Origin of the sequence: Dyella japonica, from assembly GCF_040545895.1 — a bacterium.
Lineage (GTDB): Bacteria > Pseudomonadota > Gammaproteobacteria > Xanthomonadales > Rhodanobacteraceae > Dyella > Dyella japonica_D.
Genome location: NZ_JBEPMU010000005.1, coordinates 346,910 through 367,295, shown reverse-complemented (window position 1 = coordinate 367,295; position 20,386 = coordinate 346,910). Strand labels below are relative to the sequence as shown.

The 20,386-nt window shown below is 65.5% G+C and carries 17 protein-coding genes; 9 read left to right on the top strand and 8 right to left on the bottom strand.

The window, feature by feature from the left end:
* Positions 1 to 87: 87 nt before the first annotated feature.
* The 4 genes from ABIC75_RS17415 to ABIC75_RS17400 form a co-directional block, all read right to left on the bottom strand.
* A complete protein-coding gene (locus ABIC75_RS17415) occupies positions 88 to 411 on the bottom strand; it encodes a tetratricopeptide repeat protein (RefSeq protein ID WP_354015157.1) in 324 nt (107 codons plus the stop codon).
* Positions 408 to 2,114, bottom strand: a complete 1,707-nt coding sequence (locus ABIC75_RS17410; protein ID WP_354015156.1) for an ArnT family glycosyltransferase — start codon at positions 2,112 to 2,114, stop codon at positions 408 to 410. The genes ABIC75_RS17415 and ABIC75_RS17410 overlap by 4 nt, the downstream gene beginning before the upstream one ends.
* Positions 2,115 to 2,204: 90 nt before the next feature.
* Positions 2,205 to 3,242 carry a CDP-glycerol glycerophosphotransferase family protein gene (locus ABIC75_RS17405; protein ID WP_354015155.1) on the bottom strand — a complete coding sequence of 346 codons (1,038 nt, stop codon included), beginning with the start codon at positions 3,240 to 3,242 and terminating at the stop codon, positions 2,205 to 2,207.
* Positions 3,239 to 4,054: a glycosyltransferase family 2 protein gene (locus ABIC75_RS17400; RefSeq protein ID WP_354015154.1), complete on the bottom strand. Its 816-nt coding sequence runs from the start codon at positions 4,052 to 4,054 to the stop codon at positions 3,239 to 3,241. Before ABIC75_RS17400 ends, ABIC75_RS17405 begins: the two co-directional genes overlap by 4 nt.
* A gap of 218 nt (positions 4,055 to 4,272) precedes the next feature.
* On the opposite strand from ABIC75_RS17400, the gene ABIC75_RS17395 reads away from it, so the two are divergent.
* From ABIC75_RS17395 to ABIC75_RS17375, 5 genes are read left to right on the top strand one after another with little or no spacing between them, the layout of a single operon-like run.
* Positions 4,273 to 5,460, top strand: coding sequence for an O-antigen ligase family protein (locus tag ABIC75_RS17395; RefSeq protein WP_354015153.1), 1,188 nt, complete (start codon positions 4,273 to 4,275; stop codon positions 5,458 to 5,460).
* A gap of 41 nt (positions 5,461 to 5,501) precedes the next feature.
* A complete protein-coding gene (locus ABIC75_RS17390) occupies positions 5,502 to 6,452 on the top strand; it encodes a UDP-glucuronic acid decarboxylase family protein (RefSeq protein WP_354015152.1) in 951 nt (316 codons plus the stop codon).
* Complete coding sequence (locus tag ABIC75_RS17385) at positions 6,449 to 7,378, top strand: glycosyltransferase family 2 protein (protein ID WP_354015151.1); 930 nt, start codon at positions 6,449 to 6,451, stop codon at positions 7,376 to 7,378. The genes ABIC75_RS17390 and ABIC75_RS17385 overlap by 4 nt, the downstream gene beginning before the upstream one ends.
* A gap of 22 nt (positions 7,379 to 7,400) precedes the next feature.
* Positions 7,401 to 8,261 (top strand): glycosyltransferase family 2 protein, encoded by an 861-nt coding sequence (locus ABIC75_RS17380; protein WP_354015150.1) that lies wholly within the window; start codon positions 7,401 to 7,403, stop codon positions 8,259 to 8,261.
* Positions 8,258 to 9,379 (top strand): glycosyltransferase family 4 protein, encoded by a 1,122-nt coding sequence (locus tag ABIC75_RS17375; RefSeq protein WP_354015149.1) that lies wholly within the window; start codon positions 8,258 to 8,260, stop codon positions 9,377 to 9,379. The genes ABIC75_RS17380 and ABIC75_RS17375 overlap by 4 nt, the downstream gene beginning before the upstream one ends.
* A 415-nt stretch (positions 9,380 to 9,794) precedes the next feature.
* On the opposite strand, the gene ABIC75_RS17370 is transcribed toward ABIC75_RS17375, so the two are convergent.
* From ABIC75_RS17370 to def, 4 genes are all read right to left on the bottom strand, one after another.
* Positions 9,795 to 11,525 (bottom strand): ArnT family glycosyltransferase, encoded by a 1,731-nt coding sequence (locus ABIC75_RS17370; RefSeq protein ID WP_354015148.1) that lies wholly within the window; start codon positions 11,523 to 11,525, stop codon positions 9,795 to 9,797.
* Positions 11,526 to 11,627: 102 nt separating this feature from the next.
* On the bottom strand, positions 11,628 to 12,923 hold the full coding sequence (rsmB, locus tag ABIC75_RS17365) for a 16S rRNA (cytosine(967)-C(5))-methyltransferase RsmB (protein ID WP_354015147.1): 1,296 nt from the start codon (positions 12,921 to 12,923) through the stop codon (positions 11,628 to 11,630).
* Between the two features lie 239 nt (positions 12,924 to 13,162).
* Positions 13,163 to 14,083: a methionyl-tRNA formyltransferase gene (fmt, locus tag ABIC75_RS17360; protein ID WP_354015146.1), complete on the bottom strand. Its 921-nt coding sequence runs from the start codon at positions 14,081 to 14,083 to the stop codon at positions 13,163 to 13,165.
* Complete coding sequence (gene def / locus ABIC75_RS17355) at positions 14,080 to 14,589, bottom strand: peptide deformylase (RefSeq protein WP_354015145.1); 510 nt, start codon at positions 14,587 to 14,589, stop codon at positions 14,080 to 14,082. Before def ends, fmt begins: the two co-directional genes overlap by 4 nt.
* Positions 14,590 to 14,778: 189 nt before the next feature.
* On the opposite strand from def, the gene ABIC75_RS17350 reads away from it, so the two are divergent.
* The 4 genes from ABIC75_RS17350 (at position 14,779) to ABIC75_RS17335 (ending at position 20,338) form a co-directional block, all read left to right on the top strand.
* Positions 14,779 to 15,906 carry a LysM peptidoglycan-binding domain-containing protein gene (locus tag ABIC75_RS17350; RefSeq protein ID WP_354015144.1) on the top strand — a complete coding sequence of 376 codons (1,128 nt, stop codon included), beginning with the start codon at positions 14,779 to 14,781 and terminating at the stop codon, positions 15,904 to 15,906.
* A gap of 81 nt (positions 15,907 to 15,987) precedes the next feature.
* Positions 15,988 to 17,112 (top strand): DNA-processing protein DprA, encoded by a 1,125-nt coding sequence (gene dprA / locus ABIC75_RS17345; RefSeq protein WP_354015143.1) that lies wholly within the window; start codon positions 15,988 to 15,990, stop codon positions 17,110 to 17,112.
* A 124-nt stretch (positions 17,113 to 17,236) separates the two neighbouring features.
* Positions 17,237 to 19,765 (top strand): DNA topoisomerase I, encoded by a 2,529-nt coding sequence (locus ABIC75_RS17340; protein WP_354015142.1) that lies wholly within the window; start codon positions 17,237 to 17,239, stop codon positions 19,763 to 19,765.
* Positions 19,766 to 20,338: an L-threonylcarbamoyladenylate synthase gene (locus ABIC75_RS17335; protein WP_354015141.1), complete on the top strand. Its 573-nt coding sequence runs from the start codon at positions 19,766 to 19,768 to the stop codon at positions 20,336 to 20,338. It abuts the gene before it with no gap.
* Positions 20,339 to 20,386 lie beyond the last annotated feature (48 nt).

The following is a 20,386-nucleotide window of genomic DNA, read 5'->3' as shown; positions in this document are numbered from 1 at the left end:
AGAGCGTAAGGGCGGAAGTGAGTGGAGAGGAGTGAGAAGTGAGAGAAGGGCCGGCAGCTCGCGCTCTCACTTCTCACTCATCCTCACTTACTCCTGCTTTTCCAGCCGCCGCAGGAACACCGTCATTTCCTTTTCGGCCTGCTTGTCGCCTCGCGTCTGGGCCACGCCGATGCCTTGGCGCCACGCGTCGGCGGCGCCATTGTGATCGTCGATAGCCAGGCACGCCTTGCCCAGCAGTTTCCACGCGGCGGAATAGCCGGCGTCGAAGGCGAGGGCCTGACGGAACTCGGGAATCGCCCCGGCCGCATCGCCTGCCGCGAGCAGTGCATTGCCGAGCGAGAAGCGCAACAAGGCACCATCGCGCGGACCGCCGCACTGCGCACGCAGGTTGGCGATCAGGGCGTCGTTCATTGCAGCGCGCGGAAGCGCCATTCGTCGACCTGGTAGACACGGGTCGGATGCGGCGGCTCGGGCGGCACGCGGCCGGCGCGCAGGTCGGCCAACGACTTGGCCGGCCAGATCACCACCCAGCCGGAGCGGAACGGCTGCACCAGCAGCGCATAACGCAGCGCTTCGTTGGTCAGCTTTTCCGGATGCTCCACGATCACGCCATCGGGGTGCTCCTGCGCAAACGCCTGCAGCGACTTGCCTTCGTACAGGCGTTCGATGGCGTGGGTCAGTCGGCCGGCGAAATGGAACTGGCCTTCGTAGTTGCCCAGCAGGCCGATGGGACGTTGCTCCGCATCGGCCGCGCCCAGCAGTTGCGCCGAGGGACGCAGGTCGAAGTTCTGCCACATGGTCAGCGTGAACAACGTATTGAGCGCCAACGTTCCCACCAGGCCGGCGAAGGCCAGGCGGCGCATCTCGCCGCGACCGCGCAGCAACAGCAGGATGCCCAGCAGCACGAACACCACGCTGAAGAAGCGGCTGTAGCGCTGCGTGCTGTCGAACCATTCGCCGTGCAGGTCGTTGTGCGACACCAGCACCGGCAGCACGAACAGGAAGATGCCGAACAGGATGCCGCCTACGCCGAGCGGCCAGGTGCCCAGCCAAGGGTTGTTGGCGAGTGCCGGGCGCTGGTCGCGCAGTGCCGCGATGGCACCCGCGATAAGCAGTGCCGCGCCGGCGAATTCCGGCAGCGGGTAATACAGCTGCTTGCCGCTGATGAAGGAGAACACCAGCATCACCGGCACCAGCCAGCACAGCGCGAAGCGCATGCCGCTGTCGAGCGGGCGGCGCAGGGTGATGAGCGCCGCCCACGCGCGCGGCCAGCCGCTGAAGGGGAACAGCAGCGCCGGGATCGCCGGTATGTACCACCAGAACGGACGCGCATGATCGAACGCGTTCACCACGCGGCCGGCGGTCTGGGTGAAGAACAGGCGCTGGCGATACGCCTCGCCGCCGGCGAAGCCGGCCGGCAACGCCCACGCCAGCAGCAGCGCGCCACCGAGCAGCAGCGCGAGCACGCCGCGCGAGTACCAGCGCACGCGGTTGTCGCGCGCCCAGTCGTTCCACAGCGGGCCGAGCAGGAACGGGAAGGCCACGTGCAGGAACATCACCGGGCCCTTGGTGAGCAGGCCGGCGCCCACGCACAGGCCAAACAGCACCCACCGCGGCTCGGCGCGCTGCGGCTTGGGCGTCAGGCACAGCAGCGCCGCCAGCACCCAGACGGCCAGCAGCACTTCGTACATGATCTGCAGGCCGAACAGGAACGCGTAGCCCAGCGCCAGCAGGATCCACGGTGCGCCCTTGGCCACCCACGAACGGTTGGGGAACAGCCGCTGCGCCAGCAGCGAGACCAGCACCAACTGCGCGCCGCCGAAGATCACTTCGAGCACGCGCGGCCAGATGTCGTTCACGCCAAACACCAGCCAGCCGGCATGGATCATCCAGAACAGCAGCGGCACCTTTTCGCTGTAGGGCGCGCCGTTGATGTGCGGCACCAGCCAGTCGTGGTGGTTCCACATTTCCCAGGCCACCGCGAGGGTGCGGGTGGAATACAGCGGCATCGGACCATGCGAGAAGATCGCCAGCAGGGCGGCCAGCGCCCACAGCGGAAGCCATGGCCAGAGGGAGCGCAGGTGTTCGGTGCGGCTATAGCTGCTGGATGCCACGGGCAGTCTTCTTGATGGGAATGAAACAATTCTAGCCCGAGCCGCCCCCGCTCCACGCTGACCGGGCCGCGCGTGCGGCCCACGGGCATCTCAGTACCCGGCCGGTCCCCAGTAGCCGATGCGGCGACGGATCTTCAGTTTTCGCCAGAGATTCCAAGGCTTACGGCGGCGGTTGCGCCCGCCGGCAGCGATGAAGCCATCGATGGCTTTAAGGATGCGCTCGGCCGAATGGCCGTCGCGGTACGGATGGATGGCATCGCCGTATTCGCGGATGGCCTGCATCAGTTCGGGCGGTCGCGACAGCGCGCGCTCGATCGCCGGCTCGAACTGGGAGGCCTCGTCGATGTCGATCAGCTGCGGTCCCGGGCGCCGGTTCTTGAACGTCACCACCGGCTTGCCGGTGAGCAGGAACTCGTTGAGCGCGGACGAGGTGTCCGAGCACATCATGTCCACCTGCGGGAACAACTCCAGGATGTTGTCGTTCTCGGCAAAGGTGAGGTACTCGTTCTGCAGCGCCTTGTACTTGGCCGTGGTCTCCGGGTTCATCTTCGGATGGAAGGTGACGATCCAGCGCCAGCGGCCGTCGCGCGACAGGCGTTTCACTTCCTCGTACAGCGTTTCGGCGGCGCTCCAGGACGGCGAGAAGGTGGAGTGGTAGAGGATCACCGGCGGCTGGCGCACGGCCGGCAACGGGCCGCTGATTTCGCGCATGAACGGGTCGAGCTTGGGAAAGCCCGTTTCCACCACGGCGAAATGGCCCACGCGATCGGCGATGGCCTTGAACTGCGCCGTGTCGCGTGGGCCGGTGGTGCAATACAGATCAAAGAAACCGCGCACGTAGATGTGTCGCGGCTTGCCGGCGTCGAAACCGTGGAAGGTTTCCACCTTCACGCCCGGAAAGAAATGCGGCACCGCGTTGCTGGAGGTGATCACCGCACGCGGCTTCCATGCGCGCACTTCCTGCACGGTGAGCAGCCGCTCGCCTTCCACCAGATCCTCGGCACCGGGGCCATCGAAGAACCAGGCCGCCTCGTCGCCGCGCGCGCGGATGGCGTCCTGAATGGGGCGAAGGATGGCCAGCGCGTAACGCTCGGAACCGTACAGGAGGTAATGCTCGGGCTTGCTCATCGATCGATGCCATGGCGAATCAGGGCGTCCGCTGCGGTCTGCAGCGACGCGGGGTTGCGGCGCATTTCGTAGTAGCGCATGCGCTTATAGGCGGCGTACGAGGCGGCGGTCTGCGCGATCACGAAGCCGCGCCAGCCGTCGAGGAAGGCCAGCCGGAAAAAATAATCCTTGATGAAGGCCAGCAGGTAAACGAACGGCGTCTGCCACATACGCACCGGCTTGTTCTTCTGCAGCCAGTCGCGGCACTTCAGTTCGGCGTAGCGCAGCACCTTGATCTGCTTCTCGGGCAGGCTCGGGTTGTTCTCGTGGTTGAAGGCGGCCTTCAACGTGACCGAGGCGCCGTCGAAGCGCAGCGACTCGTGCACGCGGGCATCGGTCCAGCGCGCGCGGTCGCGGTGATAAAGGCGGGCCATCTTCTCGCCCATGGCGGGCAGGTACCAGCGCATGCGCGCGCCCATGAAGATGGTGGATCGGCGCAGGAAGGCTGCGCTGATGTCGCTGGCCATCAACTCGGGCAGCCGCTGTTCCAGCTCGGCCGCCAGTTCGGGCGACAGGTACTCATCGGCATCGAGTGCCAGGATCCACGCATTGCTGCACTGCGTCGTGGCGAAATTGCGCTGCGGCCCGAAGCCAAGCCACGTCTGTTCCACCACCCGCGCCCCATGCGCCTGCGCGATGGCGATGGTGTTGTCCGTGCTTCCGCTGTCGATCACCAGCTTTTCACCGGCAAAGGGGACGCTATCCAGACAGCGCGCAATACTCTTCGCCTCGTTGTAGGTCATCACGACGAGGGTGAGGGGAAAGGTAGGCATGAGGCGAATTCTAGCCGTAATCGGCTGGAGCCTCGTGTCCCCCGGCTTGCACGCCTGTGCGTTCGCTGAGTGGCGATGGTCGGCTCAGTTTCAGCTGGGGCGCTGCACTATCCTGCTGACTTTGGGCCAGACAAACCTGAAAATGGGACGGTTTCGGGTGCGCCCCGACAGCAGTGACGATCAGGCAAGCAGGCAGTATGAGAAGCAGGACGATTCCATTGACCACGGACATTCAGCCAAAGAGCCGGGCCATCGGGCGCACGATTCTTGGCATCGGCATCGTCTGGATGATGCTGGGCATGGTCATCATGCCGGCCGGCGTGTCGTTCAATCCGGGCAAGGCTTACCAAACCAGCCTGATCCTGCTGCTGTATCTCCCTGCCCTGGTGCTGGCCTTTTCGCGGCGCGCGCGGGTATGGCGCGAACTCTGGCCGCTGCCGGTGTTCCGGGTGTTTCTTGTGCTGTTGCTCTGGGCGCTGGCGTCGCTGAGCTGGGGACATGTGCCTCGCCCATCCAATGAGGTGGGACGGCTGATCAGCGTGTTCGCCTTCGTCATGGGCTGGCATGCGTATACGTCGGGCGAAACCCCGCGCATCCGCGACCTGCTGTTGGCTGCCGGCCTGGGCATCGGGGCCTGCGCGGTCTACTACTGCATCAGCTTCGTGATCACCCCAGTGCAGGACGGCCGCATCGTCGGCGAGGGCACCATCGCCACGGCGAACTACGCCGCGGCCCTGATGGGCGTGGTGGCGCTGTGGCTGAGCCAGTTGGATCTGGCCGACCGTCGCTGGTCGATCGCGCGCTATATGGCCATGGCCGTGCTGCTGCTCTTCGTGGGGCTCACCCAGACGCGCAGCGTGTGGCTGGCCCTGGCCCTGACCATCATGCTGATGCCGTTGTGGCAACGTGCCCGTGCCCATCGCTGGCTGGCCGTGACCATGGCGGTGCTGGCGGCCGTCATGCTGCTGTGGCCGGCCTCCATGTTGACCGAGCGCGGCACCTCCTTGCGTCCGGAGCTGGCGGCGCAGTCGATGCACCTGATCGCGCAGCATCCGCTGCTGGGCTTGGGTCAGGGCGCGCCCATCAGCCTGCTCGTGAATGGCGCGGCCTATACGCACACCCACAACCTGTTGACCCAGGTGACGGTGGAACTGGGCCTGCCCGGCCTGCTGCTGACCGTCGCCATGTGGCTCATGATCGGCTGGCAGGGCTGGCGTCATCGCGCCAGCCTGGCCGGTCGCCTGGTGCTGACCCTGTGGGTCTATGCGTCGGTGGTGTTGCAGTTCGACATGCCGCAGATGCTCGACAGCCCCCGCCCGGCCTGGCTGCTGATCTGGCTGCCGCTGGGCCTGGTGCTGGGACTGATGGCGCACGATCGGCAGAAGCCGGCAAACTCCACCCATTGAAACTAAAGTACCCCGACGTGTTTGGGGATTCGGGGCGATCGATGAACAAGGTGCTGGTAACCGGTGGCGCGGGCTTTCTGGGCTCGCATTTGTGCGACCGACTGCTGCGCGACGGCCATGATGTGCTGTGCGTGGACAATTTCTTCACCGGCAGCAAGCAGAACATCGCGCACCTGCTCGATCATCCGTACTTCGAGATGATGCGTCACGACGTCACCTTCCCGCTCTACGTGGAAGTGGACCGCATCTTCAACTTCGCCTGCCCTGCCTCGCCGGTGCATTACCAGCACGACCCGGTGCAGACCACCAAGACCAGCGTGCACGGCGCGATCAACATGCTGGGCCTGGCCAAGCGCACGCACGCGCGCATCCTGCAGGCGTCCACCAGCGAAGTGTATGGCGACCCGGAAGTTCACCCGCAGCGCGAGGAGTACTGGGGCCGCGTCAATCCCATCGGCTTCCGCAGCTGCTACGACGAAGGCAAGCGCTGCGCCGAAACGCTGTTCTTCGACTACCACCGCCAGCACAACCTCGACATCAAGGTGGTGCGCATCTTCAACACCTATGGCCCGCGCATGCACCCCAACGACGGGCGCGTGGTGAGCAATTTCATCGTGCAGGCACTGCGCGGCGAGGACATCACCATCTACGGCGACGGCAGCCAGACGCGCAGCTTCTGCTACGTGGACGACCTGATCGAAGTGATCATCCGCATGATGAACAGCGAGGCCGGCTTCACCGGCCCGGTGAACATCGGCAACCCCGTCGAGCACACCATGCTGCAGCTGGCCGAGCGCGTGATTGCGCTCGTCGGCGGCACATCCAAGCTGGTGTTCCGCCCGTTGCCCTCGGATGATCCGCGCCAGCGCCAGCCGGACATTGCACTCGCCAAGGAAAAGCTCGGCTGGGAGCCGCGCGTGAGCCTGGATGACGGCCTGCGCGAAACCATTGCCTACTTCCGCAAGCTGCTGAAGGGAGAGGTGGCTGCATGAAGGCTCTGACCTTCAGCGTCATCATCACCAACTACAACTACCGCGACTACGTCGGCGAGGCGATCGACAGCGTGCTGGCGCAAACGCGCGCCGCCGCCCAGGTGATCGTGATGGACGACGGTTCCACCGACGGCTCCGCCGCGTGGCTGGCCGAACGTTACGGCAACGACGAGCGCATCACCTTGCGTTGCGTGAGCAACGGCGGCCAGCTGTCCGCCTTCGTGAAGGGCATGGAAGGCGTCACCGGCGACATCGTGTGCTTTCTCGACGCCGATGATCGCTGGGACAAGGACTATCTGGCGCGCCTCGGCGAGGTGTACGACAGCCGCCGCGACATCGATTTCGTCTTCACCGACGTCAACCTGTTCGGCAACGAACAGGGCATCATCGGTTATGCCGACCGCGCGACCGATCTTGGCTACACCGCCATCAGCACCTGGGTGACTGCCTACTGGTACGGCGCGGCGACGTCGGCGTTGTCGATGCGCCGGATGTGGGCGCAGCGCACGCTCGATCTTCCGCACGTGTTCCTGACCACCTGGCGCATCTCGGCGGACAACTGCCTGGTGTTCGGCACCAGCGTGCTCGGCGCGCGCAAGTATTTCCTGCCCACCGGCATGGTCCACTACCGCGTGCATGGCGCCAACGGCTGGTGGCATGCGCGCGAACGCGAAAACCAGTTCGCCAACCTGTTCCGTTCGCGCACACTGATCAATCATTACGCCGAACGCATGCATATGGACGTCCATACGCTGGACCTGGCCAAGGCGGAATTCCGCAGCAAGCCGGAACCGGGCATGGACGAAGCATGGCGTTACGCCGGCATCGCGTTCCGTCGCGGTACGGCCGGTTGGCTCAAGCGCGTCGAGCGTGCGGTGTCCATCCTGCGGCACGGCCGCAAAAGCCGTGGCAAGGCGGAGGCGTGATGTCCAAGGGGGCTCGCGGCACATGAGCACCGGACTCGATCTCAAGGTCAGCGTGGTCCTGCTGACCTACAACTGGCCGCAGGCGCTCGAACGCATGCTGGAAGGGCTGGCGCGCCAGACGCAGCTGCCTTACGAAGTGATCGTCGCCGACGACGGTTCGACCGAAGAGACCGCCGCGCTGGTGAAGCGCATGGCCGCGACCTTCCCCGTGCCGTTGCGTCATATGTGGCAGGAAGATCGTGGTTTCCGCGCGGCGCGTGCACGCAATCGCGGCATCGCGGCCAGCCGTGGCGATTATGTGATCCTGCTCGACGGCGACATGCTGATCCACCCGCACTTCATCGCCGATCATCTGATGCTGGCCGAGCGTGGCTTCTTCCTGCAGGGCGGCCGCATCAAGGCGACGCCGGAAGCGTCGCAGCGCCTGCTGGCCGGCGAGGCGCCGGTGTTTGCGCCATGGTCCGAGGCGAACTTCGATGAATTCGACGGCACGAAACGGCTCTATGCGTTCCGTGCGCCGCCGTTGGCGCGCTGGAAGTCGCGCTCGCGCAACGGCGGCCGGGTGATGAGCTGCAACATGAGTTTCTGGCGTGACGATCTGCTGCGCGTGAACGGTTTCGATGAGCGCATGGAAGGCTACGGCGCGGAAGATCGTGAACTGGCGGCACGCCTGGAGAACACCGGGTTGAAGCGGCGCGCACTCAAGTGGGCGGCACTCGCCGTACACCTGTGGCACAACTCGCGTTCGCCGCCGGACGTCGACGACATGAGCCTGCCGAACAACCGCCTGTTCCACGAAACGCGTACCCAGGGCATCACCTGGTGCGAACGTGGCATCAGCCAGCATGCCGATCTGCTCGGTGAAAGCGACCACGCGGCATGAAGCTGCTCTACACCAACTTCCACAGTGGCGACGGTGGCGGGCACACCACCTATATCCGCGAGCTGGCCGCCGCGCTCGCCTCGCGCCATGAAGTCCACGTAGCCGCCCCACCGGGCAGTCGCCTCAACCGCGAAGCGCGCGCGCTGCCCGGCGTGTTCGTGCTTGATCAGCCGTTTCCCAACGGCATCAACAAGTGGAAAGCGCGCCGACGTGCGCGCGCACAGCTCGCCGCGTACCTGCGCGAGCAGGCGTTCGACCTTATTCACGTCAACGGGTCGGCCGATCATCGATTGGTGTTGTCGGCCATGCCGTCCACGCGCCCGGCCCTGGTATGGACCAAGCACAACTCCAAGCCCGTGAGCGGCATAGGCGCTGCACTGCGTGCGCGCCGCACCGACATGGTCATTGCGGTATGCGAGTACACGCGGCGCGAATTGATGCGCACCGCCTATCGTCGCTGCCGGCTGGAAACGGTCTACAACGGCGTCGACATCGAGCGCTGGTCGCCGTGGTCCGCTGATGAGGCAAAGCCCGAGCGCGCTCGCTGGAGCGGCGGTGACGACAGCGTGTTGCTACTGGGCAGCAACGCGGGCACCGCCAGCTACAAGGGCTGGATGGATCTGATGGAAGCCTTGCCGCTGCTTCCCGTCGAGATTCGTCAACGCGTGCGCGTGCTGATCGCCGGCGTGCCGCCTAAGCCCGTCGAGCTTGAGCGCGTGGCGGCACTGGGCTTATCCGATCAGGTGATGTTCCCCGGCGTGTTGAGCGATCCGCGCGGCATGGTCGCATCGCTCGATGCCGGCTTCGTCCTCTCCTACGACGTAGAGACGATCTCCTTCGCCTGCCGCGAAATGATGGCGATGGGCAAGCCGGTCTTGGTCACGCGTTATGCGGGCTTGCCGGAAAACATCCACGAGGACAAGGATGGCTGGCTCGTGCCCGTGCGTGATCGCGAGGCAATCGCCGTAGCCGTAAAGCGACTGGTTGAACAGCGCGATGTATTGCCCGCCATGGGCATTGCGGCACGCGAACATGCGGAGCGGGAATTCGGTCTCCCCTTGTTCGTCGGTCGGACGGAAGAGGCCTACGAAACGTTGCTTGGCTCACGACGACCGTAATCGCCTGACGCTATGAAAGCTTCTTCGACGTCAGTGAAGCGAGCCTCGCTTTAAGCCCTCTTCGCTAGGGCGCGTTGCGGTGTAGCCGTACCGCTGATTAGAGAGATCGTGACGACCCGGGCTCCAAAACCTTCAAGGCTCGTATCCAGCAGAACGCTATGAGCCTATTGCTCTGAAGGCCATTTTCTTTGGGTTACTTTTCTTTTGGGCCAGCAAAAGAAAAGTGACTCGAGCGGCGGCAGCCGATCGAAACGCCCGCTGCGCAGGCGGCCCGATCGCCACATCGCGACAATCGAGTCACGCCGCTACTGGATGACCAGCCATTCGCTGTTGAAAAGCGCTTCCGGCTTTCGCCGGGATGACAGACAAAAACGCGTATCCGACCAAGCACCGTCGCTGCCTTTAGGCAGCCGCCTCACTCCTCCAACGCCGCCGCCGGAACCCGATCCACATCCTCACTCGGCATGCACCCGGGCACCACCGCGTCCGCTTTGAACATCCACCACTCGCGCCGATTCGCGTGCCCCAGGCTCACCGCCTTGCTGCGATCCACGCACTGGGCCATCACGCCATCCAACGCAAACAGCCAGCGATGCTCGGGATCGGCAGCCTGCCATTTCACCGCAGCGGCGTACTGCTCATGCCAAGGACGGGTGAAGCCAAAGTCGGTGGCAGGATGATCGAACATCAGCAGGTTCTGCTCCTTCCACGCCACCATGCCGATCTGGTCACCTGCCGGCAGGCGTTCGCGTACGTCCTGCATGAGGCCCGCTGCCGAGCTGGAATCGTTGAGGATGGGATAGGCCCACAAGCTCCACACCAGCCACATCGCCGCCATGCCGCCCGCGACAGCGGCCACGGCGCGACGCACGCGCAGCGTGGCAATCAACAGCAGCTGGATCGCACCAATGGTGACAAACATCCACCACAACGCATGGCCGCCATCATCGAACCCGCGTGCGGTGGCGAACTCGCTGGCAAACCTCGGGTGCATCAACAGCGCAGTGGCGCCCACGCCAAGCATGGCCGCGCCCATGATGCCAATGAAGGCAAGCCCGGCGATGCGCAGCCAGCGCTTGTGCAGCAGTTCGTCGAGATACGGTGCGCTGACCAGCGCCAGCATCGGCAGCGCAGGCATGATGTAGACGTCGCGCTTGCCCTTGGGAATCGAGAAGAACACCAGCAGCAGCACGATCCAGCCCAGCGGCAGCAGGATGCGCGCGTCCTTGGCCTTCAGCGAACGCCACCAGCGCGGCAGCGTGCCGGGATAGGTAAGCGACAATGGCAGCCAGGTGAACAGCACGATGGGCACGTAATACAGCGCGTTGTGGTGGTGATCCCACGACTTGCTGTAACGGCCGGCCGTCTGATGGAACAGGATGTCGTTGACGTAAGTGGCGTAGGCCGGGTCGCCCGCATGCGCCTTGGCGCCCAGCAGCATCGGCACCAGCCACAGCGCCATGGCCAGCAACAGCGCGACCAGGCCAAGCGCCCAGCGCCACCACGCACCCTCGCCCATGCGGGCAACGCCATTCCACTGGCCGAACGCGGCGACCAGATACGGCACGAACATGAAGAGCGCGAGCACGCCCACGCCCTTGGTGATCACGCCCAGGCCCGCGCAGAAGCAGCCGAACCAGAACGCACGCCAGTTCGGCCCCTTGAGCATGTGCACCAGCAGGCCCCAGTTCGCCGCGGTGATGTAGAACATCACCAACGGATCGATCTGCGCGCGCTTGGTCTGGTAGACGAACTGGAAGGTGATCAGCAGCGCCGACGCCGCATAGATGCCGACCTGTCGATTCCACAGGCGACGGCCAAGGTCATACACCAGCGCCAGGCAGCCCAGCGCCGCCAGCAACGACGGCAGCAGGAAGGCGATGCGCCAGCTGCGAAGCACCGTGTAGCTCGCCGCTTCCAGCCAGAACAGCATCGGCGGCTTGTCCGAATACAGCTCGCTGCCGCGATGCGGGAACAGCCAGTCGCCGCTCTCCACCATCTGCTTGGCCGCCAGCGCGAAGCGCGGTTCGTCGGAAGGCCACGGATCGCGCAGGCCCATGCCGGCGCCGATCACCACCAGCGCGATCAGCAGCAGCAGCCAGAAGCGGCGGCGTTCCAGGGGAGTGGCTTCAGAAAAAACAGACATGCATGGATTCCGGAGATGCGGCGATGCCGCGTCGCTGATCGAATAGCTTAACGGCCTTGCCTTGTCCCTGGCTTAGATGCGGCACGTGGCCGCCAAGCGGCTTCAGGCCTTCTCAAGCACGGCATAGTACATGCCGTCGAGGTCGCCATCGCCCGGCAGCACCTGCCAGCCGACCGTGGCGGGCTGGCCTACCGGCAGCGTGAACTCGACGACGCGGGCATCCGTCTGGGTCTTCAGCCATTCGCCGACCACGGCGTCGTTCTCGGCGCGCAGCATCGAGCAGGTGATGTAGACCAGCCGCCCGCCCGGCGCCAACAGCGGCCACAGCGCGGCAAGGATGCGGCGCTGTTGTGCGGCGAGCGGCGGCAGATCGCTCTCACGGCGATGCAGACGCACGTCCGGTCGACGGCGCAGCACGCCGGTGGCCGAACACGGCGCATCGATCAGGATGCGATCGAACGGTTTGCCGTCCCACCAGCCGCTGGGCTCGCCGGCATCGCCAAGGACAATATTGGCCTCAAGGCCGAGACGCTCCAGGTTCTGACTGATCCGTTGCGTGCGCTTGGCATCGAATTCGAGCGCGGTCAGCGCGACCTTGGCGCGCTCCAGCACATGACAGGCCTTGCCACCCGGTGCGGCACAGGCATCGAGCACGCGCTGGCCGTCCTGCACATCGGCAAGATCGGCGGCAATCTGCGCCGCGCCGTCCTGCACGGCGAAATCGCCGTGGGCAAAGCCGGGAAGGCGGGTGACGTCGGTGCTGTGCGGCAACACGATGCCATCGGGGAGCCACGAATGGGCTTCGGCCGTATAGCCGTCCGAACGCAGTCGCTCGATCAGCGCGTCGCGTTCGGCCCGACGATGGTTGACGCGCAACATCAGCGGCGGCTCGATATTGTCCGCCGCCATCACGGTATCGGCCTGTTCCGGCCAGTCGCGTGCCAGCGTCTTGGCCAGCCACAGGGGATGCGCGTGGCGCGTCTGCGGCTTGGCATCGAGTTCCGCGAGCAAGGTCTCGCGCTCGCGCTGCCAGCGGCGAAGCACCGCGTTCACCAGGCCGGCCATGCGCGGGCGCTGCAAGGCACGCGTGGCCTGCACGGTGGCGGCGACGGCGGCGTAGGCCGGCATTTCCAGGATTTCCAGCTGTACCAATCCGAGCACCAGCAGCGCGTGCACCACCGGCTCCTTCTGGCGCAGCGGCTTTTCCAGCAGTCGGTCGAGCACCGGATCGAAGCGTAGCCACCAGCGCGCGCCATCGCTCAACAAGGCCATCAACAACGCTCGGTCACGACCGTCGGCGAGCTTGGGCGCGTGGCGCTCCATGGCATCGCGCAGTGACGCACCACGCAAGGCGACATCGGCAAGGGCTTGGGCGGCGAGGGCGCGGGTGTCGGTCATGAGAGGAAAGGTAGGGAGTTGAGGGAGAAGCGAAGGTCAACGACACGCCGCTTTTTGCTCGTCATTCCGGCGCAGGCCGGAATCCAGCAGCGCCAGTCATCGATTCTCGCGCCCCGTTGAAAAGCCTTTGCGGGGCTACGCGAATATTGGAGGTGACCGTTGCTGGATTCCGGCCTGCGCCGGAATGACGGCTTGGGTGGTTTGCGCCGAAATGGCGAGCACCTGCACGGATGGTACCGTCAGCCGCCGCGCGTCTTCATGGCGTTGAAGTAATCGGCAGCCGTAATTCGCTTGCCGCCCGCCCGCTGAAGAGCGGTCACACGCAAGACGCCTTCACCGCAGGCCATGTCGATGCCCTCGCGGCTCATGCCCAAGACCGAGCCCGGCGCGCCGCTGCCTTCGATGGCGCGCGCGGCCCAGATCCGCAGCGTCTCGCCGTTGACCTCGCCCTCGGCCACCGGCCACGGATCGAAGGCGCGCACCTGGCGTTCCAGTTCGATGGCCGGCCGCGTGAAGTCGAGTCGTGCTTCGGCCTTGTCCAGCTTGTGCGCGTAGGTGACGCCTTCGTCCGGCTGCGCGCGCGGAGCGAGCGTTTCGCCGGCCATCACGCGCGATAGGCCTTCGGCGAGCACATCGGCGCCCAGCACGGCGAGGCGATCGTGCAGCGTTCCGCCGGTGTCGTCACCGCTGATGGGCGTACGGCGCTCCAGCAATACCGGGCCGGTATCCAGGCCTGCCTCCATCTGCATCAGGTCGACGCCGCTCTCGGCATCGCCAGCCAGGATGGCACGCTGGATCGGCGCCGCGCCGCGCCAGCGAGGCAGCAAGCTCGCGTGCACGTTCCAGCAACCCAGGCGCGGAATGGCCAGCACCTTGCGCGGGAGGATCAGCCCGTACGCCACGACCACCATCAAGTCAGGCGCGTACGCGGCCAGCGTGGCGCGCGCCTCTTCCGACTTGAGCGATTCGGGTTGTTCGACGGGAATGCCGGCGGCCAGTGCCGCCTGCTTCACCGGGCTGGGCGTCAGCTTGCGGCCGCGGCCGGCGGGACGATCCGGCTGCGTGTACACAGCCACCACGTCCGCGCCGCTGGCGCGGCACGCTTCAAGGCAGGGAACGGAAAATTCGGGAGTGCCCGCGAAGACGACGCGGAGCTTCAAGCGGTGGCCGCCTGCTTGCGCTGCTTTTCCATGCGCTTGAGCAGCATGGAGCGCTTGAGTGGCGACAGGTAGTCCACGAACACCTTGCCGGCGAGGTGGTCCATCTCGTGCTGGATGCATACGGCCAGCGGGCCCTCGAACTCGCGCTCGATCTCGTTGCCGTCCACGTCGTTCGCCTTCACCTTCACCTTGAGGGCGCGGGTAACGTCGGCATAGATGCCGGGGAACGAGAGGCAGCCTTCCTGATAGACCTGTGCGCCGTCCTTCTCGACCACGCGCGGATTGATCAGCGCCAGCGGCTGGTTGCGCTCGTCGCTCATGTCGGCGACCAGCACCTGCTTGTGCACATTCACCTGAGTGGCAGCCAGGCCGACACCATTGGCGTCATACATGGTCTCGAACATGTCGGTCACGAACTGCTTGAGTTCAGCGTCGAACACGGTCACGGGTTCGGCCTTCGTGCGCAGGCGGGGATCGGGAAATTCGAGAATGGTCAGGACGGACATGGCTTTTACCTCAGCGCCGAAAGTGCGGGCGAATCGGTGAAAACCAAGTCCCGGGCGCATCTAGAATGGCCCTTATTGTACGCCGCCAAGCCCGTGTCTGGCATGCCGTTTTGCCAACTGGTCACGGTTGCGTGAACAAGTTGTTCGGTTACACTCGCCCGAGCGTTGGGGGATGGGGGATTCCCGTTTATGATCAGAAAGTCCATTGGACTGCTGGCCGGCATGCTGGTCACGGTCGCTGTATACGCTGCGGGCGCGCAACTGCGTGCCGATCACCCCGATACCTACACGGTTCGAAAGGGCGACACCCTTTGGGCGATTTCCGCACGCTTCCTTTCCAAGCCGTGGCTGTGGCCGGAAATCTGGCAGGCCAACCCCCAAGTGCAGAATCCGCACCTCATCTATCCGGGTGACGTGCTGAACCTGTCGTTTGCCAACGGTCCGCGCCTGGGCTTGCAGCCTCGCGTGCGCGCCGAGGGCGATGCGGTTCCCGCCATTCCGCTGGATCAGCTGCAGACCTTCCTCAAGGAAATGCGCGTTCTCAAGAGCGAGGACGTGGAGAACCTGCCCTATGTCGTGGGCTTCGAGGAAGCGGACCTGCGCGGCACGGTGGGCAGGAACGTCTACGTTCGCAACCTGCAGTCCACGCCGGGCGAGCGCTTCGCGATCGTGCGTCCCACCCAGACCTTCCGTGACTTCGACAGCAAGAAGGGTCGCGACGGCGGTTCGGACCTGGTGGCGCACCCACTGGACAGCAACGTGTCGCTCGTTCGCACGCCGTGGAAGGAAGATTTCCGCGCCGACGGCCACTACGGCCATGGCGAAGACATCGGCACCGAGGTGATGGTGATCGGCACCGCCGAGGTGCTGCGCACCGGCGATCCGACCACCATGCTCCTGCTGAACTCCACCATGGAGATCAGCAAAGGCGACCGCCTGCTGCCGATCGACGACAAGCCGTATGACGCCTACTACTACCCGCATGCGCCCAAGTCGCTGCCGGGCAACGCGCGCGTGATCGCCTTCGCCGACGCCTACGATGCGGTGGGTCCGCACCAGGTGGTGGCGTTGAACATCGGTGCGCAGGATGGCGTGGACAACGGCCAGACCTATTCGATCTACCAGCCGGGCGAAACCATTCCGGACGACGTGGCCAGCAACAGCTGGAACCGCGGTACCGGCAAGGAAGTGACGCTGCCGCAGGAGTTCGTGGGCCACGTGATGGTGTTCCGCACCTTCGACCGCGTGAGCTACGGCCTGATCATGGACGGCCTGCGTCCGGTGCATAAGCACGACAAGCTCGAATTGCCGGAATAAACCACCGGCGGTTGGGGACGACAGAACGGCGCGGTCATCACCGCGCCGTTTCTTTTTGCGCCGTCCCTAGGCTGGGCGGCCATGAACGACACCGCACATTTCCGCACCTGGCTCACCCTCCTGCGCACGCCGCGCTTCGCCGCCGTCAGCCTTCGCGAACAGCTGACGCTCCACGATGGGATCGAGGCCGTGCACGCCGCGTTGCTGCAGCGCCTGGCCGAGTTGCCAGCGGACACGCGGCGCTGGCTCGAATGCCCCGACGACCGCCGCCTCGACGCCGACCTGGCCTGGCTCGACCAGCCCGGCCATCGCCTGCTGCTGTGCACCGACGAAGATTTCCCTCCGCTGCTCGACGCCATTCCCCAGCCGCCGGTGGCGCTGTTCGTGGCCGGTGACGCGAGCCTGCTGTTGCGCCCGCAGCTGGCCATCGTCGGTGCCCGCGCGGCGACCTTGAGCGGGCGCACCCTGGCGCGAGCCTTCGGCCAGGCCCTGGGTCACGCCGGCTTCGTGATCACCAGCGGCATGGCCGAAGGCATCGACGGTGCGGCCCACCTCGCCGCACTCGATGCGGGACTGCCTACCGTGGCCGTGGTGGGCACCGGACTGGACCGGGTATACCCACGCCAGCATCACGCGCTGGCGCGGCGGCTGGCGGCCGAAGGGGCGCTGGTGAGCGAGTTCCCGCTCGGCACCCCGGCGCGTGTGGATCACTTTCCCCGCCGCAACCGCCTGATCTCGGGTTTGTCGCTGGGCACCCTGGTGATCGAGGCCGGGCTGCAGTCCGGTTCGCTGATCACGGCGCGGCTTGCCGCCGAACAGGGACGCGAGGTGTTCGCTTTGCCCGGTTCCATCCATAATCCGCTCGCTCACGGTTGCCATCGATTGATTCGCGATGGCGCACGGCTGGTCGAAACGGCAGCTGAAATCGTGGAAGCGCTTGCTCCTGCTGCTGTCGCACTGGGTCGTGAGTTGGCTGGTCGGCTGGACGGGCCGGCCGTCGCGACGCCCGGAGAGACAGCGTCCGAAGCCGATCCATCCCGTCAGGCGTTGTTCGAGGCGCTCGGTTACGGGCCGGTGGCGCTTGAGGATTTGGTGGGCTTCACCGGCAAAGCTGTCTCGGAACTTACATCTGAGCTGCTGATGCTGGAACTGGAAGGCAAGGTCGAAGCGCTGCCGGGCAATCGCTACCAACGGTTGCCGGGCTAGCGAAAGCCGACGTGCAGCGCGCTTTCACATGGTTCAGCTTGACGGCGTCGAGCCGCCATGCCTTTAACTAAATATAGGAAGCCGGCCCGGACAGGTCGGCTATAGATGGCGGATAGCAAGCTTCATGGCAAAAAACCTGCTCATCGTCGAGTCGCCGGCTAAGGCGAAGACGATCAACAAATACCTCGGCAAGGACTTCCAGGTCCTGGCCTCTTACGGCCACGTCCGTGACCTGCGCCCGAAGGAAGGCGCGGTCGACCCGGACAACAACTTCGCCATGGCCTATGAGGTCATTGATCGCAACGAGAAACACGTCGATGCCATCGCCAAGGCGGCCAAGGTAGCCGACGACATCTATCTGGCGACCGACTTGGATCGCGAAGGCGAAGCCATCTCCTGGCACATCAGCGAGATCCTCAAGGAGCGCGGTCTCACCAAGGGCAAGCATTTGCACCGTGTGGTGTTCTCCGAGATCACGCCCAAGGCGATCAAGGCAGCCGTTGCCGCGCCTCGCCAGCTGTCGCTGGACATGGTGGATGCGCAGCAGGCGCGCCGCGCACTGGACTACCTGGTGGGCTTCAACCTTTCGCCGGTGCTGTGGCGCAAGGTGCAGCGCGGTCTTTCCGCCGGTCGCGTGCAATCGCCCGCGCTGCGCATGATCGTGGAGCGCGAGGAGGAGATCGAAGCCTTCGTCGCTCGCGAGTACTGGACCATCGAAGCGGCGCTGCGCCATCCCGAAGGCGATTTCACCGCGCGCCTCACCAAGCTCAACGGCAAGAAGTTCGAGCAGTTCGACCTCACCAACGAACACGATGCGCTCGCCGCGCGCCACGCGTTGAAGCAGGCCGCGCACGGCCATCTCACCGTCAGCGACGTGGGCAGCAAGGAACGCAAGCGCCGCCCGGCGCCGCCATTCACCACCTCTACCCTGCAGCAGGAGGCCGCGCGCAAGCTTGGCTTCTCCACCAGCCGCACCATGAAGGTGGCGCAAGGCCTGTACGAGGGCGTGTCGATCGGTACGGAAGGCAACGTCGGCCTCATCACCTACATGCGTACCGACTCGGTGGCGCTGTCGGAAGATGCCGTGGGCGAGCTGCGCCAGCTGATCACGCGTGACTTTGGCGCCAAGGCGCTGCCGGACCACGCGCAGGTCTACAAGTCCAAGTCCAAGAACGCGCAGGAAGCGCATGAAGCCGTCCGCCCCACCTCGGCCATGCGTACGCCGCGCGAAGTCGCTTCGTACCTCAACGACGAGCAGCGCAAGCTCTACGAACTGATCTGGAAGCGCACTGTGGCGTGCCAGATGATCCATGCCACGCTCAACACGGTGTCAGTGGATTTCGCCGTGCCGCACGTGCACGGCGGCGATGCCGCGTTCCGTTCCACCGGCACCACCGTGGTCGATCCGGGCTTCCTCGCCGTGTACGAGGAAGGCCGCGACCAGAAGACCGCCGAGGACGACGACGAAGGCCGCCGCCTGCCCAAGCTCGACGTGGGCGAGCGCGTGGCGCTGCAGGACATCCTGGCCGACCAGCATTTCACCGAGCCGCCGCCGCGCTATTCCGAAGCGAGCCTGGTGAAGACGCTGGAAGAACATGGCATCGGCCGTCCGTCGACCTATGCCAGCATCATCCAGGTGCTGCTCAACCGCGAATACGTGTTCCTCGACAGCCGGCGCTTCAAGCCGACCGACGTGGGCCGCGCGGTCAGCAAGTTCCTCACGGCGCATTTCACCCGCTACGTCGACTACGACTTCACCGCCAAGCTCGAGGATGAGCTGGACGCCGTGAGCCGTGGCGAGGAAGCCTGGGTGCCGCTGATGGAGCGCTTCTGGCAGCCGTTCAAGCAGCAGGTGGACGAGAAGACCGAATCGGTCGATCGCAGCGAAGCCACCGGTGCGCGCGAACTGGGCGTCGATCCCAAGAGCGGCAAGCCGGTGTCGGTGCGCCTGGGCCGCTACGGGCCGTACGCGCAGATCGGCGACAAGGACACGGACGAAAAGCTGCAGTTCGCGTCCTTGCGTCCAGGCCAGAGCATGCACACCATCACGCTGGAAGAGTCGCTGGAGCTGTTCAAGCTGCCGCGCAAGCTCGGCCAGGCGGAGAACGGTGATGAAGTGAGTGTGGGCGTGGGCCGCTTCGGTCCGTTCGTGAAGCAGGGCAACACCTATGCCTCGCTCAAGCCCGAGGACGATCCGTACACCATCGAGCTGCCGCGCGCCCTGCAGATCGTGCAGGAAAAGCTGGAAATGCTCGCCAACCGGATCATCAAGGATTTCGGCAACGGCGTGCAGGTGCTCAACGGCCGCTACGGCGCGTACATCACCGACGGCGAGAAGAACGCGCGCATTCCCAAGGACCAGGAACCGAAGGACCTGACCGAAGCGCAGTGCGCGGAATTGCTTGCCGCCGCGCCGGTGAAGAAGGGCCGCGGCGCGTTCAAGAAGACCGCTGCCAAGAAGGCTGCCGCGAAGAAGGAGCCGGCGGCCAAGAAGGCAGCGGCCAAGGCCACCACCAAGACAGCCACCAAGAAGACGACGGCCAAGAAGGCGGCGACCAAGAAAACCGCCGCGAAGAAGACCGCCGCCAAGAAAGCCACGTCCAAGACCGCCACCAAGAAGGCCGCTGGCAAGAAGATCTCGGCGGACGCCTGAGTGACGGCACGCTTCGCCCTGGCTGATGTCGATGCCGCCGCCGCGCTGTTGCGCCGTGGCGGTGTGCTGGCCTATCCCACCGAGGCCGTGTTCGGCCTCGGTTGCGATCCGCACGACCAGGCCGCCTTCGAGCGGCTGTTCGCGCTCAAGCAGCGGCCGCCCACGCAGGGCGTGCTGCTGATCGCGGCGGATTTCGCCCAGGTCGAGCGCTACATCGACCTGGCCGCCGTGCCGGCCGACGTGCTGGCGCAGGTACGCGAGAGCTGGCCCGGCCCCTACACCTGGATCTTTCCCCGCTCCCCGGCCGTCCCCGCTTGGGTGGCCGGCTCGCACGCCGGCATCGCCCTGCGCGTGACGGCGCATGAACCTGCTGCCGCACTGTGCCGGGCGTTCGGCGCCGCCCTCGTCTCCACCAGCGCCAATCCGCATGGCGAGCCGCCCGCGCGCAGTGCCGACGTGGCCGCCGACTACTTCGGGCCCGCGCTGGATGGCGTGCTGGATGCGCCCGTCGGCGAGCAGTTGCGCCCGACCCTGATACGCGACGCGCTTTCGGGCGCTATTATCCGTTCCTGATCGGGACCGTAAGGACTTGCCGTGCCTTCGGCGAGGATGAATGGCTTC

Bases quoted from the DNA above. Each gene is read 5' to 3' on its own strand.
- def (WP_354015145.1), bottom strand. From the start codon at position 14,589: ATGTCCGTCCTGACCATTCTCGAATTTCCCGATCCCCGCCTGCGCACG.
- ABIC75_RS17390 (WP_354015152.1), top strand. From the start codon at position 5,502: ATGAACAAGGTGCTGGTAACCGGTGGCGCGGGCTTTCTGGGCTCGCAT.
- ABIC75_RS17415 (WP_354015157.1), bottom strand. From the start codon at position 411: ATGAACGACGCCCTGATCGCCAACCTGCGTGCGCAGTGCGGCGGTCCG.
- ABIC75_RS17380 (WP_354015150.1), top strand. From the start codon at position 7,401: ATGAGCACCGGACTCGATCTCAAGGTCAGCGTGGTCCTGCTGACCTAC.
- ABIC75_RS17405 (WP_354015155.1), bottom strand. From the start codon at position 3,242: ATGAGCAAGCCCGAGCATTACCTCCTGTACGGTTCCGAGCGTTACGCG.
- ABIC75_RS17340 (WP_354015142.1), top strand. From the start codon at position 17,237: ATGGCAAAAAACCTGCTCATCGTCGAGTCGCCGGCTAAGGCGAAGACG.
- dprA (WP_354015143.1), top strand. From the start codon at position 15,988: ATGAACGACACCGCACATTTCCGCACCTGGCTCACCCTCCTGCGCACG.
- ABIC75_RS17385 (WP_354015151.1), top strand. From the start codon at position 6,449: ATGAAGGCTCTGACCTTCAGCGTCATCATCACCAACTACAACTACCGC.
- ABIC75_RS17370 (WP_354015148.1), bottom strand. From the start codon at position 11,525: ATGTCTGTTTTTTCTGAAGCCACTCCCCTGGAACGCCGCCGCTTCTGG.
- ABIC75_RS17350 (WP_354015144.1), top strand. From the start codon at position 14,779: ATGATCAGAAAGTCCATTGGACTGCTGGCCGGCATGCTGGTCACGGTC.
- ABIC75_RS17400 (WP_354015154.1), bottom strand. From the start codon at position 4,054: ATGCCTACCTTTCCCCTCACCCTCGTCGTGATGACCTACAACGAGGCG.
- rsmB (WP_354015147.1), bottom strand. From the start codon at position 12,923: ATGACCGACACCCGCGCCCTCGCCGCCCAAGCCCTTGCCGATGTCGCC.
- ABIC75_RS17375 (WP_354015149.1), top strand. From the start codon at position 8,258: ATGAAGCTGCTCTACACCAACTTCCACAGTGGCGACGGTGGCGGGCAC.